This is a genomic window from Caulobacter flavus, from assembly GCF_003722335.1.
GTDB classification, from domain to species: domain Bacteria; phylum Pseudomonadota; class Alphaproteobacteria; order Caulobacterales; family Caulobacteraceae; genus Caulobacter; species Caulobacter flavus.
Window position 1 is genome coordinate 182,943 of record NZ_CP026100.1, and the last position, 16,410, is coordinate 199,352.

The 16,410-nt window shown below is 68.7% G+C and carries 12 protein-coding genes and 2 pseudogenes; 11 read left to right on the top strand and 3 right to left on the bottom strand.

All coding sequences use genetic code 11. The features are described from left to right. The 9 genes and pseudogenes from C1707_RS01015 (at position 1) to C1707_RS01055 (ending at position 8,013) form a co-directional block, all read left to right on the top strand. A complete protein-coding gene (locus tag C1707_RS01015; RefSeq protein ID WP_338032077.1) occupies positions 1–1,137 on the top strand; it encodes a mechanosensitive ion channel family protein in 1,137 nt (378 codons plus the stop codon). Positions 1,138–1,379: 242 nt separating this feature from the next. After that, a pseudogene (locus C1707_RS01020) lies at positions 1,380–2,627 on the top strand (allantoate amidohydrolase); the annotation flags it as partial. An 82-nt stretch (positions 2,628–2,709) separates the two neighbouring features. Then, positions 2,710–3,939, top strand: coding sequence for a pyridoxal-phosphate-dependent aminotransferase family protein (locus tag C1707_RS01025; RefSeq protein ID WP_164467241.1), 1,230 nt, complete (start codon positions 2,710–2,712; stop codon positions 3,937–3,939). Positions 3,940–4,084: 145 nt separating this feature from the next. Continuing rightward, a pseudogene (puuE, locus tag C1707_RS01030) lies at positions 4,085–4,984 on the top strand (allantoinase PuuE); the annotation flags it as partial. Positions 4,985–5,121: 137 nt separating this feature from the next. Next, on the top strand, positions 5,122–5,628 hold the full coding sequence (uraD, locus tag C1707_RS01035; RefSeq protein WP_101712278.1) for a 2-oxo-4-hydroxy-4-carboxy-5-ureidoimidazoline decarboxylase: 507 nt from the start codon (positions 5,122–5,124) through the stop codon (positions 5,626–5,628). Next, positions 5,629–6,813, top strand: a complete 1,185-nt coding sequence (locus C1707_RS01040; protein ID WP_101712277.1) for a urate hydroxylase PuuD — start codon at positions 5,629–5,631, stop codon at positions 6,811–6,813. Between the two features lie 20 nt (positions 6,814–6,833). Beyond that, positions 6,834–7,496, top strand: a complete 663-nt coding sequence (locus C1707_RS01045; RefSeq protein WP_240633839.1) for a TetR/AcrR family transcriptional regulator — start codon at positions 6,834–6,836, stop codon at positions 7,494–7,496. Positions 7,497–7,536: 40 nt separating this feature from the next. Next, complete coding sequence (locus C1707_RS01050) at positions 7,537–7,710, top strand: CopG family transcriptional regulator (protein ID WP_101712276.1); 174 nt, start codon at positions 7,537–7,539, stop codon at positions 7,708–7,710. Between the two features lie 9 nt (positions 7,711–7,719). After that, entirely contained in the window at positions 7,720–8,013 is a 294-nt protein-coding gene (locus tag C1707_RS01055; RefSeq protein WP_101712275.1) for a type II toxin-antitoxin system RelE/ParE family toxin, read from the top strand. Between the two features lies 1 nt (position 8,014). Here the strand turns inward: C1707_RS01055 and C1707_RS01060 are convergent, their stop codons facing one another. From C1707_RS01060 to C1707_RS01070, 3 genes are all read right to left on the bottom strand, one after another. After that, positions 8,015–9,331 (bottom strand): amidohydrolase, encoded by a 1,317-nt coding sequence (locus C1707_RS01060; RefSeq protein WP_101712274.1) that lies wholly within the window; start codon positions 9,329–9,331, stop codon positions 8,015–8,017. Positions 9,332–9,521: 190 nt separating this feature from the next. Next, positions 9,522–11,723: a TonB-dependent receptor gene (locus C1707_RS01065; RefSeq protein ID WP_101712273.1), complete on the bottom strand. Its 2,202-nt coding sequence runs from the start codon at positions 11,721–11,723 to the stop codon at positions 9,522–9,524. Positions 11,724–11,949: 226 nt separating this feature from the next. Continuing rightward, the gene (locus tag C1707_RS01070) at positions 11,950–14,082 is read right to left on the bottom strand and encodes an alpha-glucuronidase family glycosyl hydrolase (protein WP_101712272.1); all 2,133 of its coding nucleotides are present in this window, start codon (positions 14,080–14,082) and stop codon (positions 11,950–11,952) included. Positions 14,083–14,303: 221 nt separating this feature from the next. On the opposite strand from C1707_RS01070, the gene manD reads away from it, so the two are divergent. After that, positions 14,304–15,515 (top strand): D-mannonate dehydratase ManD, encoded by a 1,212-nt coding sequence (gene manD / locus C1707_RS01075; RefSeq protein ID WP_101712271.1) that lies wholly within the window; start codon positions 14,304–14,306, stop codon positions 15,513–15,515. Between the two features lie 117 nt (positions 15,516–15,632). After that, positions 15,633–16,385, top strand: a complete 753-nt coding sequence (locus C1707_RS01080) for a FadR/GntR family transcriptional regulator (RefSeq protein WP_101712270.1) — start codon at positions 15,633–15,635, stop codon at positions 16,383–16,385. The last annotated feature ends 25 nt before the right edge of the window (positions 16,386–16,410 follow it).

Sequence of the window (16,410 nt, forward strand, 5' to 3'; positions counted from 1 at the left end):
GTGGACGCGTTGGCCCCGGTCATGAAGGACATCCCCGCCTGGCTGCCTGACTGGCTGAACGATTCCGTATGGCTGATCGCCTGGGCGCCGCCCTGGATCATCAGCCTGGCGCTGATCGCCATCGCCGTGGTTCTGGCCTGGACGGTCCACGCCGTGGTCGTGCGGGCGGTCCGCCACACCCTGTCCAAGCGCGACGCCTTCTGGCAGGCCCTGATCGCCCGCACGCGGCGACCCACCCGCATGGCCTTCGTGGTCGCCGCCCTGGGCGCGGCGGTCTCGGTCGCCCCGCTCGACGCGGCGCAGGCGCAGACGGCCAAGCACCTGCTGCTGGTGATGTTCATCCTGCTGCTGGGCTGGATGTCGATGACCGCGCTGGACATCGGCGCGGCGCTCTACATGCGCGGCTTCAAGGTCGACGTCGAAGACAACCTCCTGGCCCGCAAGCACGTCACCCAGATCCGCATCCTGCGCCGTGCCCTGGCCATACTGATCGGCATCTTCACCCTGGCCCTGGCGCTGATGACCATCCCAGGCGTGCGCCAGTGGGGCGTCAGCCTGCTGGCCGCCGGCGGCGCGGCCTCGCTGATCGTCGGCCTGGCGCTGCAACCGCTGCTGACCAACCTGATCGCCGGCATCCAGATCGCCGTCACCCAGCCGATCCGCATCGACGACGCCGTGATCGTCGAGAAGGAATGGGGGAACATCGAGGAGATCAACGCCACCTACGTGGTCGTGCGCCTGTGGGACTGGCGGCGGATGGTGCTGCCGCTCAGCTACTTCATCCAGACCCCGTTCCAGAACTGGACCCGCGAAAGCGCCGCGCTGATCGGCACGGCCATGCTCTATGTCGATCCCTCCGCGCCCGTCGATCGCCTGCGCGCCAGGCTGGAAGAGATCGCCAGGGCCTCGCCCCGCTGGGACGGCAAGGTGGTCAACCTGGCGGTCACCGACATCACGCCCGAGGTCATGGAGGTGCGCTGCCTGGTCAGCGCGCGCAACGCCCCCACCACCTTCGACCTGCGCTGCGAGGTGCGGGAAAAGATGATGGCCTTCCTGCGCGAGGAGCTTCCCGACGCCTTCCCGAAGAAGCGCCTGGCTCTGGCGGCGGAAGGGCTGGAGGCCGCGTCGCTCGGCTGACCGCGAGCCTCCGCCCCATGGGGGCAGACAAATCCAAAGTAAGTGATTTATGACTTACAAGCAGGCGCCCGCGCGTCCGGCTGGCGCTTGCGCGGGCAATCGCGCGGCATCTTCGCCTTACGGCCGCTTGCCGACGAGGATCGACGGGCGCAGCCTGCTACCGGGGGAGCGACGAAACGGCGGGGAGCGGAGTGACTCAAGCGTTCGAGATCGGCGTCAGGGCCAAGGCCCGCTGCGACCTGATGGGCGCGGCGCCGTTCAGCGAGGCCGACGACATGCTGGTGCGCCGGTTCCTCACCCCGGCCCACAAGGCCGCCCTCGACACCCTGAAGTTCTGGATGGAAGAGGCCGGCATGGCCGTCCGCCTCGATCCGGCCGGCAACCTGGTCGGCCGCTACGAGGGCGAGACGCCCGACGCCCCCGCCCTGCTGATCGGCTCGCACATCGACAGCGTGCGCAACGGCGGCCGCTATGACGGGGCGCTGGGCGTGATGCTGGCGGTCGACCTGATCGGCGCCTTCCACCGCCAGGGCCGCCGCCTGCCTTTCGCGCTGGAGGCCATCGCGTTCGGCGACGAGGAGGGCTCGCGCTTTCCCGCCTCCATGGCCTGCAGCCGCGCGGTGGCCGGCACGGTCGATCCCCGCGTCGTCGAGATGACCGACGCCGAGGGCGTGAGCCTGGCCGAGGCCTACGCCGCCTTCGGCCTGGACCCGACCCGCATCGTCGAGGCGGCCCGCCGGCCGGGCGAGGTCTTCGCCTTTCTCGAAGCCCATATCGAACAGGGCCCGGTGCTGGAGGCCGAGGGCCTGGCGCTGGGCGTCGTCACCGCCATCGCCGCCCAGAAGCGCATCCTGGTGCGGTTCAAGGGCCAGGCGGGCCACGCCGGCACCACGCCCATGCACCTGCGCAAGGACCCCGGCCCCGCCGCCGCCGAGGCCGTGCTGGCCCTCGAACGCATATGCCGCGAGGGCCCGCTGGCCGGGACCGACGGCCTGGTCGGGACGGTGGGCCGCATGACCGCCCTGCCCGGCGCCTTCAACGTCATTCCCGGCGCCGTCGAGTTCTCGATGGACATCCGCGCCGAGACCTCGGCCACCCGCGACGCGGCCGTCGAGGCGATCACCGCGCAGATCGAAGCCATCGCCGCGCGGCGCGATCTCAAGGTCGCCGTCACCCTGATGCAGGAACTGGCCGAAAGCCCCTGCGACGCGGGCCTGACCGACCTGCTGGCGGCCGCCGTCGACGACCTGAATGATCCGGGGGGCCAGGCCGCCCGCCGCCTGCCCAGCGGGGCGGGCCACGACGCCATGGTCATCGCCGACCTGTGCCCCACCGCCATGCTGTTCATCCGCTGCGAAGGCGGGGTCAGCCACAACCCGGCCGAAGCCGTCACCGACGCCGACTGCGCCCTGGCGGCGCGGGCCATGGTGGGGTTCGTCGAGCGGCTTTCCTCTGAATTTTCATCGTCATCCCGACCGGAGCGCGCCAGCGTGGAGAGCCGGGACCCAGGAGCCGTGCGCACCGCCCCTGGGTCCCGGATCGCCCCTGCGGGGCGTCCGGGATGACGGCTTGATGGATAGGCGTATGGATACCTTCCGCGAACTCGACCACCCCGCCCGCCTGCTGATGGGCCCAGGCCCCATCAACGTGCACCCGCGCGTGCTGCGGGCCATGTCGGTGCAACTGCTGGGCCAGTTCGATCCCGAGTTCACCGGCTACATGAACGAGGTCATGGCGCTGTATCGCGGCGTCTTCCAGACCACGAACCAATGGACCTTCGTGGTCGACGGCACCTCGCGCGCCGGCATCGAGGCGGCCCTGGTCTCGACCCTGCAGCCGGGCGACGACGTGGTGGTGGTCAACGCCGGGCGCTTTGGCCTGCTGCTGGCCGAAATCGCCGAACGATGCGACGCCAAGGTCACCTTCGTCGAGGGCGAGTGGGGCCAGGTCGTCGATCCGCAGGCGGTCGAGGACGCGGTCGCGCGGGTGAAGCCGCGCCTGGTGGCCTGCGTGCACGGCGACACCTCGACCACCATCGCCCAGCCGATCGAGGCCATCGGCGAGATCTGCCAGCGCCACGGCGCCCTTCTGTACGTCGACGCCACCGCCACGCTTGGCGGCATGAGCGTTCCGGTCGACGCCTGGAAGGCCGACATCGTCACCGCCGGCCTGCAGAAGTGCATGGGCGGCCCCTCCGGCTCGGCCCCGATCACCATCAGCGACAAGGCCGCCGAGCACATCTTTTCCCGCCGCCACGTCGAGAAGGGGCTAGCGGCGCCGGGAACGGCCGGCAATGGCCGACGCATCGCCTCCAACTACTTCGACCTGGCCATGATCATGGACTACTGGTCCGACAAGCGCCTGAACCACCACACCGAGGCGGCCAGCATGCTGTTCGCCGCCCGCGAATGCGCGCGGATCGTGCTGGAGGAAGGCCTCGAGGCCCGCTTCGCCCGCCACGCCCTGGCCGGCGCGGCCATGACCGCCGGGATCGAGGCGCTGGGCCTGACGGTCTACGGCGACCAGGCCCACAAGATGACCAACGTCACCGGCGTCATCGCGCCCGCCGGCGTCGACTACGACCGCGTGAAGGCCCGCATGCGCACCGAGTTCGAGATCGAGATCGGCGCGGCCTTCGGGCCGCTCGCCGGCAAGATCTGGCGCATCGGGACGATGGGCGTGAACGCCCGCAAGCACGCTGTGCTGCAGACCCTGGCCGCGCTGGAGGCTGTGCTGCGCTGGGAGGGTTTTGCCGCTCCGGCCGGGGCGGGCGTGGACGCGGCGCTGGGGGTGTTTGGATGAGCACCTTCGCACAACAAAGCTCGTCATCCCGGACGGCCAAAGGCCGATCCGGGACCCAGGGGCGAGCGGCAATGCGGCGGCCCCTGGGTCCCGGCTCTTCGCTTCGCTACGGCCGGGATGACGTAAAAAATGTCGGGGAAGGGCAATGACCCCCTACCCCCGCGACCTCGTCGGCTACGGCGAGCACCCGCCCCACGCCCAATGGCCGGGCGGCGCCCGCGTGGCCGTGCAGTTCGTGCTGAACTACGAGGAAGGCGCCGAGCGCTCGATCCTGCACGGCGACGCCGTCAGCGAGTACTTCCTGTCGGAGATGGTCGGCGCCCAGCCCATCGAGGGCATGCGGCACATGTCGATGGAGAGCCTCTACGAATATGGCTCGCGCGCCGGCTTCTGGCGGATTCGGAGGCTGTTCGAGGAGTTCGGCCTGCCGCTGACCGTCTATGGCGTGGCCCAGGCCATGGAGCGCCATCCCGACGTCGTCGAGGCGATGATGCGGTCGGGCTGGGAGATCGCCAGCCACGGCTATCGCTGGATCGACTACCAGCACTTCACGCCCGAGCAGGAACTGGAGCACATCGAGAAGGCCATCGAGGTGCACAAGCGCCTCACCGGCGAGCGCCCGCTCGGCTGGTACCAGGGGCGCACCAGCCCCAACACCGCGCGGCTGATCGCCCAGGAAGGCGGCTTCGTCTACGACGCCGACAGCTACGCCGACGACCTGCCCTACTGGGACGACCAGCACGGCCGGGCCCAGCTGATCGTGCCCTACACGCTCGACGCCAACGACATGCGCTTTTCCGCGCCCCAGGGCTTCAACAGCGGCGACCAGTTCTTCACCTACCTGCGCGACGCCTTCGACGCGCTCTGGCTGGAAGGCGAGACCGCGCCGAAGATGATGAGCATCGGCCTGCACTGCCGCATCGTCGGCAAGCCGGCCCGGATCATGGCCCTGCGCCGGTTCCTCCAGCACGTGACGAGCCACGACAAGGTCTGGGTGGCCAAGCGGATCGACATCGCCCGGCACTGGATCGCGACGCATCCCTACTCAAAGCCCCTCCCCCTCGATGGGGGAAGGGTTGGGATGGGGGTGGATGCGGCGCCTGCAGATTCCAAGGCCTTGTCAGGATCGACGTCAGCATTCACCCCCATCCCCGGCCCTTCCCCCATCAAGGGGGAAGGGAGATGAGGATCCACGATCTCAACGAACTCGACCGCGAAGCCTTCGCCGCAGCTCTGCACTTCGCCTTCGAACTGTCGCCCTGGGTCGTCGAGCGCGCCTGGACCGCGCGGCCCTTCCCGTCCGTCGAGGCCATGCACGGCGCGATGATGGACGTGCTGAACGCCGCCTCCGAGGACGACAAGCTGGCCCTGATCCGCGCCCACCCCGAACTGGCCGGCAAGGCGGCGATCGCCAAGGCCCTGACCGCCGAGAGCACGGCCGAGCAGGCCGGCGCCGGGCTGGACCGGCTGACGCCCGAGGAGTTCGCCCGCTTCCACGACCTCAACGCCGCCTACGGGAAGGCTTTCGGCTTTCCGTTCATCATCTGCGTGCGGCTGAACGACAAGAGCTCGATCCTGCGAGCCATGCAGGCGCGCCTTTCCAACGACCGCGCAACCGAGATCGCCGAGGCGATCAAACAGATCGGCCTGATCTCCAAGCTCCGCATCCAAGACGCCGTGACCGACTAGATGGACTACGACCTCGCCGCCTGGCTGAACCTGGCGCTTCGCTGGCTGCACGTGATCGCGGGCGTCGCCTGGATCGGCGCCTCGTTCTACTTCGTCTGGCTCGACAACAACCTGCGCGCGCCGGATCCGCCCAAGGACGGGGTCAAGGGCGAGCTGTGGGCCGTGCACGGCGGCGGCTTCTACCACTCGCAGAAGTACATGACCGCGCCGGCCCACATGCCGTCGCACCTGCACTGGTTCAAGTGGGAGGCCTACACCACCTGGCTGTCGGGCTTCGCCCTGCTGTTCGTGCTCTATTACTGGGGCGCGCCGGTCTATCTGATCGATCCAGCCAAGCACGCCTTCAGCCACTGGCAGGCCGTGGGCGTGGGCCTGGCCTTCATCTTCGGCGGCCTGGCTGTCTACGAAGGCCTGTGCCGCTCGCCGCTGGTCGAGCGCCCGCGGCTGTTCGGCCTGGTCTGGTTCTGCGCCCTGATCGGCGCGGCCTGGGCGCTGCAGCACCTGTTCACCGATCGCGGAGCGTTCATCCATGTCGGCGCCATCATCGGCACGGCCATGGCCGCCAACGTCTTCCTGACCATCATCCCCAACCAGCGCAAGATCGTCGCCGACATGCTGGCCGGCCGCGAGGTCGATCCGCGCCTGGGCGCGGCGGGCAAGCAGCGCTCGGTGCACAACAACTACATGACCCTGCCGATCCTGTTCATCATGATCAGCAACCACTATCCGGCGATTACCGGCCACCCGCTGGCCTGGCTGCTGCTGGCCCTGGTGGGCGCGGCGGGGATCTCGATCCGCCACTTCTTCAACCTGCGCCACCACGGGATCATCCGGCACGACTTCCTGTTCTACGGGGCCATGCTGATGTTCGCCGTCAGCGTGATCGCCAGCCAGAAGCCCAAGGCCGCGCCCGTGCTGGGTCCGGTCAGCTTCTTCGAGGCACAGGCCATCGTGCAGAAGCACTGCGTGACCTGCCACGCGGCGGCGCCCACCCATCGCGGCTTCGGCGCGCCGCCCAACGGCGTCGTTTTCGACAGCCCCGAGCACATCGCCCGCTACGCGCCCAAGATCCGTGAGCGCGCGGTGATCAGCACCAGCATGCCGCTTGGCAACGAGACCCATATGACCGATGAGGAGCGCGCCAAGCTTGGCGCCTGGATCGAATCCGGGGCCAAACTGCCCTGAGCACCCTGGAGGCCGCCCCCTTGTCCGACGCCGATCACGAGGCCGCCCCCGACGCCCCGGCGCCGCGCAAGCGCAACGCCGAGCGGACGCGCCGGGCGATCATGTCGGCGGCGCTGAAGGAGTTCTCGCAAGCCGGCTTCGCGGGCGCGCGCATCGAGCGGATCGTCAAGGCCGCCAAGTGCAACATCCGCATGCTCTACCACTACTTCGGCGACAAGAAGGGCCTCTACGTCGCCGTGCTGGAGGCCGCCTACGAGGACCTGCGCAACCGCGAGGCCGAGCTGAAGATCGACTTCGACAAGCCGCTCGAAGGCTTCCTCGAGCTGCAGCGGTTCACCTTCGAATATTTCGAGAAGAACCCGCGCTTCGAGGGGCTGCTGCGCAACGAGAACCTGATGCAGGGCAAGTTCGTCGCCCAGTCGCGCAAGGTGACCGAGACGGCCTTCCCCCTGCGCCGCACCATCGAGCGCCTGATCGAGAGCGGCCAGGAACAGGGCCTGTTCCGCGACGAACTCGACCCGATCCAGATCTACGTGACCATCGCCGCCATGAGCCGCTTCCACCTGGCCAACGGCTGGTCGCTGTCGGTCACGCTCGACACCGACATGTCGACCGCCGAATGGCGCCGCGCCCGGCTCCAGCACGCCCTGGACGTGCTGGAGGGGTATCTGACGGCGGCGTAAATCCGCCGACACGCGGAATTCGTGCTAGGCTGTCCACACGATGAAAGCCGAGCCGTCCATCTTTGACGACAATGACGACGCCGCCGAAGCCGCGGCCGACGCCGAAGGCTTGGCCGATCTGGAAGCAGGCCGGACCATCTCGCACGAGAAGATGAAAGCGTGGCTGCTGTCCTGGGGCACGCCCGAGGAAACGCCGCCGCCCAAGGCCGACTGAGCCAGCCTCGTGAACGACCGCGACCCTCCCGCATTCAAGGTCGCATGGTCGATCAGGTCCCGCCGGGACCTCGAAGCGATCCGCGCCTATATCGGACAGGTCCGCCCCATCGCCGCGCAGCGCCTGGCGCTTCGTCTGGTCACCGCCGTCGAGGGCCTGGCCTTCCATCCGCATCGCGGACGCCCCGCTGGTGGAGACGTCCGCGAATTAGTGGCGATCGCGCCTTATGTGATCCGCTACCGCGTGAAAGGCGGGATGGTGCAGATCGTGCGCATCAAGCACGGAGCCGAACGCCCCGACTGACCTACTTCGACAGCACGTTCATCACCGCCAGGGTCATGGCCTCGACGCCCGTACGGATCGACGGCTCGGGGACCGGGGCGAAGAACGGCGAGTGGTTGACCGGCAGCGGCTTGCCGGCCGCTTTCGCCTCCGCCATCGCCTTGGGATCGAAGCCCCCGATCGAGAAATAGACCGACGGCACGCCGGCGATGATGAACTCCGAATAGTCCTCGCTGGCCGAGCCGGGCGAGGGCACGGCGACCGCGTCCTTGCCGAAGGCCGCCTTGAAGACGGCGGCGGTCTTCTCGGTCAGGGCCGCGTCGTTGACCACCGCCTTGCCCCCCGGGACGATCTCCAGGTCCGGGGCCGGAGCCCCCGACATGTCGGCGACGGCCTTGGCCGTGCGGGTGACGCCGGCCAGGATCCTGTCGCGCACGCCGTCGTCCTGGGTGCGGATGGTGCCGCGCACCTTGGCCTTGTCGGGGATGATGTTGCCGGCGCTGCCCGCCTGGATCGAGCCCACGGTGACCACGCCGAACGCGGCCGGGTCCTTCTCGCGGCTGATCACGCTCTGCACGTCGACGGTGAAGCGGGCGGCCATCATCACCGGGTCGATCGAGGCGGCCGGCATCGAGCCGTGGGCGCCGCGGCCGTTGAAGGTCAGCTCCAGGGCGTCCGAGGTCGAGGTCAGCACCCCGGCCTTGTAGTAGACCTGCCCCGCCGCGCCGGGACCAACGTGCAGGGCGAAACCGTAGTCGGGCTTGCCGAACTTCTGGAAGAAGCCGTCGTCGATCATCGCCTTGGCGCCGCTGACCGTCTCTTCCGACGGCTGGGCGACGAACACCAGCGTGCCCTTCCACTTGGCCCTCTGGGCCACGAGCTGGCGGGCCGCGCCGATCCAGGCGGCCATGTGCACGTCGTGGCCGCAGGAGTGGGCGACGAACACCTCCGCGCCGTTCCAGGTGGTCTTGGCGCGGCTGGCGTAGGGCAGGCCGGTCTTCTCCTCCATCGGCAGGGCGTCGAGCTCGGTGCGGACGAGGACGGACGGCCCCTCCCCGTTCTTCAGCACCGCCACCACGCCGGTCTTGCCGACGCCCTCGGTGACCGTGAAGCCCAGCTCACGCATCTGAGCAGCCAGCTTCTTTGCGGTCTCGACCTCCTGGAAGCCGACCTCGGGGTGAGCGTGCAGGTCTTTGTAGAGCGCGTCGAGGGCTGGATAGTCGCTGTCGAGCTGGGCCTTGATCGCGGCCTTGGTCGCCGGAACGTTCAGCGGGGCGGCAAACACCGGCGCGGCCAGCAGGGCCATGGCGGCGGCGAGGGTGAAGGTCTTGGAGGTCATGCTGCTCGCGCGGCGGGCCGCGCCCTTCCTTCTGTCGTTACGCAAACTCTCCCTTCCCCCTTGATGGGGGAAGGGCGGGGTTGGGGGTGGAAGCGGCGGTGGACGTCACGCGATCGGCGCCAGGTCCTGACCCCGTGTCACCCCCATCCCCGGCCCTTCCCCCATCAAAGGGGGAAGGGAGCACTGGTGATCAGAACTTCCGCCTGGCGTTCACCCCGACGGTGCGCGGGGTCAATCCATAAAGCAGGTCCTGGTACCCGACGTTGCTGTTCTTGTTCATGATCCCCTCGGCGTCGGTGAGGTTGGTCACGAACGCGTAGACGCCCCAGTCGTCGCCCTCGACGCCGGCCCGCAGGTTCACAGTGCTGAAGCTGCCGAACTTGTCGAAATAGACGTAGGTCGGCCGGAAGGTGGAGACCATCTCGCCGGTATAGGCGTAGTCGGCGCGCAGCAGGCCGTTGAGTCCGGCGACCGGCAGCGGCCAGACGTACTGGGCAGACGCCGAGGCCGTCCAGTCGGGCACGTTGGCGATGCGGTCGCCCTTCTTGCCGGTCGAGCCGTCGACCAGGATGTTGGCGTTGGCCTGGTCCTCGGTCAGCTCGGCCTTGGTGTAGCCGATCGAGCCGTTGAGGGTCAGGCCCGAGATCGGCCGCGCGGCCACCTCCAGCTCCAGCCCCTCGATCCGCGCCGCGCCGGCGTTGGTGATGAACTGATAGAGGCCGTCGGCCGTCATGGCGCTGGTCTGGCGGTCCTTCCAGTCGATGCGATAGGCCGCCGCGTTGGCCGTCAGCCTGCCGCCCAGCCAGGTGGTCTTCACGCCGGCCTCGTAGTTCCACAGGCTGTCGGGATTGTAGACCACCAGCGCGCCGTTCAGGCCGGGCACGTTGTTGGCCCCGCCCGGCCGGAAGCCCTCGGCCGCCGTGGCGTAGACCATGACGTCGGAGGTGACCTTGTAGCTGGCGTTGAACTTGTAGACCCAGCCCGAGGCCTCGGCCGTCTGCTCGGTATAGGCGGCCGGCGCGGCGCCGGTCAGCACGTTCCTGTGGGTGCCGGCGCTGCCGGTGGTCTTGGTGTAGTCGTAGTGGCGCGCGCCCACGGTCAGCGACAGGCCCTCGACCTGCGGCGGTGTCCAGGTCGCCTCGCCGAACTGCGCGGTCTGCTTGACGCCAGTGTTGACGTAGCGGCCCTGCAGGTACTGCATCGGGCTGTAGGGCTGGCCGGTAGTCAGGCTGGTCAGCACCGTATTGCTGTCGATGTGGTCCTTGCGCAGCTCCATGTAGCCGCCGACCGTCCACTGCAGCTGGCCCTCGCCCTTCGACGACAGCCGCAGCTCGTGGTTCCAGGCGCCCAGATAGGCCGGCTGGTAGCCGATCACGCCATTGGCGCCGCCGATATAGGGCTTGTACTGCGGGGTGAAGTCGATCGTCCGCAGCATGTCGTACTTGTAGTAGGCGCTGGAGGCGGTGACCTCGCCGACCGGGCTCGACCATTTGCCGGTGACGCTGGTCATGTCCATCTCGGTGTCGAGCGGCAGCTTCACGGCGCTGTCGGTGTTGTAGCCGCCCAGGCGGTCGTACCAGCCCTCCAGGTCGTCGGCCGACGAGTTCTGGTGGATCTTGGTGACCACCAGCGAGATGTCGTCGGTGGGGGTGAAGCCCAGCATGGCGCGATAGCCGTCGGCGTGGCTGTCGTTGACGTTCCTGGCGCCGGTGCGGACGTTGTCGACGAAGCCCGGACGATCCTCGGTATAGGCCACGATGCGGGCGGCCAGCTTGCCCTCGATCAGCGGGATGTTGCCCATGGCCTTCAGGTACGACCCGCGCGAGCCGCCCTTGGTGGCGCTGGCCTGGCCTTCGATCGAGGCGCCGAACTGGGCGCTGTCGGGCTTGGCGTAGATCACCCGGATCGTGCCGCCCATCGAGCCGCCGCCGTACAGCGTGCCCTGCGGACCGCGCAGCACCTCCACCCGCTCGACGTCGAACAGGTTGAGGTCGGCGGCGTTGTTGGCCGGGTCCTGGGTGGTGCCCGAGGGGCCGGTGACCGAGGTCTCGTCGTAATAGAGGCCGGTGGTCGCCTCGCCCGACCCCTGGACGCCGCGGATGGTCACGCGGCTCTGGCCCAGCTGGCCCTGGGTCAGGTTCACGCCCGGCACCGAGCGGAAATAGTCCTGCAGGCCGGTGGCGCCGATCTTCTGCAGGCTGTCGCCAGTGACGGCGCTGATGCTCATCGGCGTGGTCTGAAGGGTGGTCGAGCGCTTCAGCGCGGTGACGACGATCTCCTCGACGGTCTCGTCGGGGGCCGGTTTGGAAGCGGGCTGGGCGGCCGCCCCCAGCGGCGCGGCCAGGGCGGCGAGCGCCGCCGTGGAAAGCAGGATTTTGAGGTCGGTACGCATAACATTCCCCAGTGCATGCATGAGAGCGCCCGCTCTGAAGGCGGGTCGATCCGCAGGCTGGGGTCCGCGTCGAAAATATGTCAACGCTTTTGTATCGATATTATTTGAAGCGATATCATTGCCTGCCGGCGAGGCGCCTTTCTCGCTCCTCCGCCAGCGCCCCGAAGAGGAAAAGGCCGCCGGCGTAACGCCGACGGCCTTACCGCCCCAGGGATGCTTGTCCGGCTCAGATCCCCGGCGCGTATGGGAACGTCATCGCCTCGTAGGCCTCCAGCGTCAGCGGCGGCGGCGCCTCGCCCTTGGGCAGGGGCAGGCCGTTGATCGACTGGAAATAGGCGACCGAGGCGTCGCGCCACCACTGGGCCTCGCGGCGCTGGATGGCCAGATAGGTCGCCACCTCGCCATGGCGCTCGGGATCGACGTAAGGCGCCAGGCTGGTCCAGGTCGCCCGCATCTCGCCAACGCGCCGCACGCCGCGCGAATAGCGGCTGACCAGTTCGTCCCACAGCGGACGGCCCGACCGGGTGCGGTAGTCCCACGAAAGGTGGTGGAACCACAGCAGGTCCTTCTCGTCGATCTTCGACAGGTCGGAGAAGGTCGCGGCCGCCAGCGGGGCGTACTGGCCAACCGCATCGCTGCCCTTGGCGGTGCGGTCGAAGCCGATCCCGGCCTTGTCGGCCTTGTGGTAGTAGACGCTGGTCCAGTCGGCGCGCTCGCCGCCGGCCACCCAAGGCCCGGGCCCGTAGTGGTGGCTGCGGCCCATCAGGTGGTGCAGGCCCATCGGCGTCATGTAGTCGACCACCGCCTCGCGCGAGCCCATCATCATCGCCGCGGCCGGACCGGTGAAGCGCTTGTCGGGCGTGAAGGTCATGGCCGCCCAGTCGCGGGCGATGGCCTCGGCGGACGCCTCCGGATCCCAGGCCAGTCGCCCGAAGGCGTACCAGTTGGCCTGGTCGAACTGCGAGCCGCTCCAGTTGCGGTCGGTCCCGATGTTGGCCACGCCCGCCATCAGGGTGCGAGAATAGCCGTGCAGCTTGCCGTCCACGACCCTGGCCACGGTCGAGCCCCGGCCAGCCGAGAAGGTGTCGGCCTTCAGCACCTCCTCCCACATGGGGCCGAGGTAGGCCAGGTGGGTGGAGAAGCCGAGATATTCTTTGGTGATCTGGAACTCCATGCCGAGGTTGGTCTTCGGCATGGCCCCGAACAGCGGGTGGAACGGCTCGCGCGGCTGGAAGTCGATCGCGCCGTTCTTGACCTGGACGATGACGTTTTCGGCGAACTCGCCGTCGAACGGCTTGAACTCCGAATAGCCCTGCTTGGCGCGGTCGTCGGGCTGCTCGTGGGAATAGACGAAGGCCCGCCACATCACGATGCCGCCGTGCGGCCCCACGGCCTGCGCCAACATGTTGGCCCCGTCGGCATGGGTGCGGCCATAGTCCTGCGGACCCGGCTGGCCCTCCGAATTGGCCTTCACCAGGAAACCGCCGAAGTCGGGGATGGCCTTGTAGATCTCGTCGGCCTTGGTCTTCCAGAAGGCCCGCACGGCCGGGTCCAGCGGATCGGCGGTCTTCAGCCCCCCGATCTCGATCGGCGAGGAAAACCGCGCCGACAGATAGACCTTGATGCCGTACGGCCGGAACGTGTCGGCCAGGGCCGCGGCCTTGGCGATGTAGGGCGCGGTCAGGCTGTCGGACTTGGCGTTGACGTTGTTGAGCACCGCCCCGTTGATGCCGATCGAGGCGTTGGCGCGGGCGTAGTCGGCGTAGCGCGGATCCTTCACGTCCGGCAGCCGCCACCAGTCCCAGATGGACTGGCCCGAGTAGCCGCGCTCGACGCTGCGATCCAGGTTGTCCCAGTGGTTCAGCAGCCGGTAGCGGACCTTGGGCGCCGAACGCACGTCTAGCCGCTCGACGCTCGCCCCGGTCTGCATCAGTCGCAGATAGTGGAAGACGCCGTACAGCACGCCGACGTCGGTGTTGGCGGCGATCACGGTAAGGCGGCCGCCTTGCACGGTGCGGATCAGGTAGCCTTCCCCTCCCAGCCCCTCCATCGACAGTTTGAAGGCGGCGATCGTGTCCGACTGCGAGGGCGTGACCAGCCGGATCGACGGCGCATCCAGGCCTGGCTCGTCGGGGTTCAGGCCGTCCAAGCCTCGCCGGAGCTCGCCATAGGCCAGGCTCAGCGTCGGACTGCCGGAGGCGGGCGGCTGGCCGACGATCCGGGGCTCGCCACGCATCGCCTCCGGCAGCGGCTTGTAGCGGAGCCACAGGTCGTAGCCGTCCTCGGCCCGCGCGGTCAGCGGCGCCAGCAGCAGGCCGGCGGCCAGGCAGAGCCCTCGGAGCAAGTGGCTGGGTCGCATCGGATCTCCCCGTCTTTTCCATGACGTCGGCCGTCTTCGCGGCCTGAGGCTGTCGCCGGATGGCCGGCGAGGTGGTCGAGTCTCCGCCACATTATTGGTCTGACCAATGGATTGACAACCTCCCCGCCGCGTTTAAACGAAAGGAGCAAGATCGCTCGCGGGCCCGTCGCCCGCCAAGACCTCGTCGCCGGCCGAACCGGCGCCGCCGCAGAAAGACGCCGATGCTCAAGATCACCGCCGCCAGGGTCATCGTCACCTGCCCCGGGCGCAACTTCGTCACCCTGAAGATCGAGACCAGCGACGGCGTCCACGGCATCGGCGACGCCACCCTCAACGGGCGCGAACTGGCGGTGGCAAGCTATCTGAACGACCACGTCATCCCCTGCCTGATCGGCCGCGACGCCCACCAGATCGAGGACATCTGGCAGTATCTCTACAAGGGCGCCTACTGGCGGCGCGGGCCGGTGACCATGTCGGCCGTCGCCGCCGTCGACATGGCCCTGTGGGACATCAAGGCCAAGGTCGCGGGCCTGCCGCTCTACCAGCTGCTCGGCGGGGCCTGCCGCACCGGCGTCATGGTCTACGGCCACGCCAACGGCGCGACCGTCGAGGAGACCCTCGACAACGCCCAGGCCTATGCCGAGCAGGGCTACAAGGCCATTCGCCTGCAGTCGGGCGTGCCGGGCCTGAAGACCGTCTACGGCGTCTCGAAGGACCGCTTCTTCTACGAGCCGGCCGACGCGGCCCTGCCCAGCGAGAGCGTCTGGTCGACCGAGAAGTACCTGCGCAGCGTGCCGCCGCTGTTCGAGGCCGCGCGCGAGAAACTGGGCTGGGACATCCACCTGCTGCACGACGTGCACCATCGCCTGACCCCGATCGAGGCCGGGCGCCTGGGCAAGGACCTGGAGCCCTACCGCCCGTTCTGGATGGAGGACGCCACCCCGGCCGAGAACCAGGCCAACTTCCGCCTGATCCGCCAGCACACCACCACGCCCCTGGCCGTGGGCGAAATCTTCAACTCGATCTGGGACTGCAAGCAGCTGATCGAGGAGCAGCTGATCGACTACATCCGCGCCACGGTGGTGCACGCCGGCGGCATCACCCACCTGCGCCGCGTGGCCGCCTTCGCCGACATGCACGGCGTGCGCACCGGCTGCCACGGGGCCACAGACCTGTCGCCGGTCTGCATGGCCGCGGCCCTGCACTTCGACCTGTCGATCCCCAATTTCGGCATCCAAGAATACATGCGCCACACGGCCGAGACCGACGCGGTTTTCCCGCACGCCTACAGCTTCGAGGACGGCATGCTGCACCCGGGCGAGGCTCCGGGCCTGGGCGTCGACATCGACGAGACACTGGCCGCGAAATATCCCTACAGCCGCGCCTATCTGCCGGTGGCCCGCCGCGAGGACGGGTCGATGCATGACTGGTAGGGCGCGCGACTGGTGAGATCCCGTCGGGGATCTTGTCAGACCAAATAGCGGCGGCGTCCGACAAGGGTTATGCTATCGATGAGGGACTACGGTTCCGCGCGTCGATTCCAGGAAGCCATGTCGGACAACGTCAAGCTCTACCGCAAGATCGCGGACACCGTCGCCGACGCCATCGAGGCGGGCCAGTACAAGCTGGGCGACCGCCTGCCCACCGAGCGCGAACTGGCCGAGCAGTTCGGCGTCTCGCGCCCCACCCTGCGCGAGGCGATGATCGCCCTGGAAATGCTGGGCATGATCGAGGCGCGCCACGGCCTGGGCATCTACGTCACCGGCGACGTTCGCCCCGTGGCCCCGCAGCCGAGCGAGCGCGAGACCGAGATCGGCGCCTTCGAGCTGATCGAGGCCCGACGCCTGTTCGAGGGCGAGGCCGCCGCCCTGGCCGCCACCTCGATCACCGAGGACCAGATCGCCCAGCTGGAAACCCTGCTCGAGCGGATGCACGAGGAAGAGGAGATCCGGGGCGAGGACGCCGACCGCGAGTTCCACCTCGTCATCGCCGCCGCCACCGGCAACGGCGCGATCATCGCCACGATCGAGAACCTGTGGGACTGGCGCAACCGCTCGGCCCTGGCCCGCAACATCCTGACCCGCGCCCGCGGCATGGGCCTGGAACCGCGCATCGCCGAGCACCGACGCGTGGTCGAGGCGCTGAAGGCCCGCGATCCGGCCGCCGCCCGGCAGGCCATGCGCGACCACCTCGAACGGGTCATCGAGCACCTGCTGCACGCCACCGAGACCGAGGCCGTCGAGCGCGCCCAGCAGGAAACCAACGCCCGCCGCGACGCCATCGCCAAGCGCGTGGCGATCTGACCCGGCCCTCCTGGCGGGAAGGCCG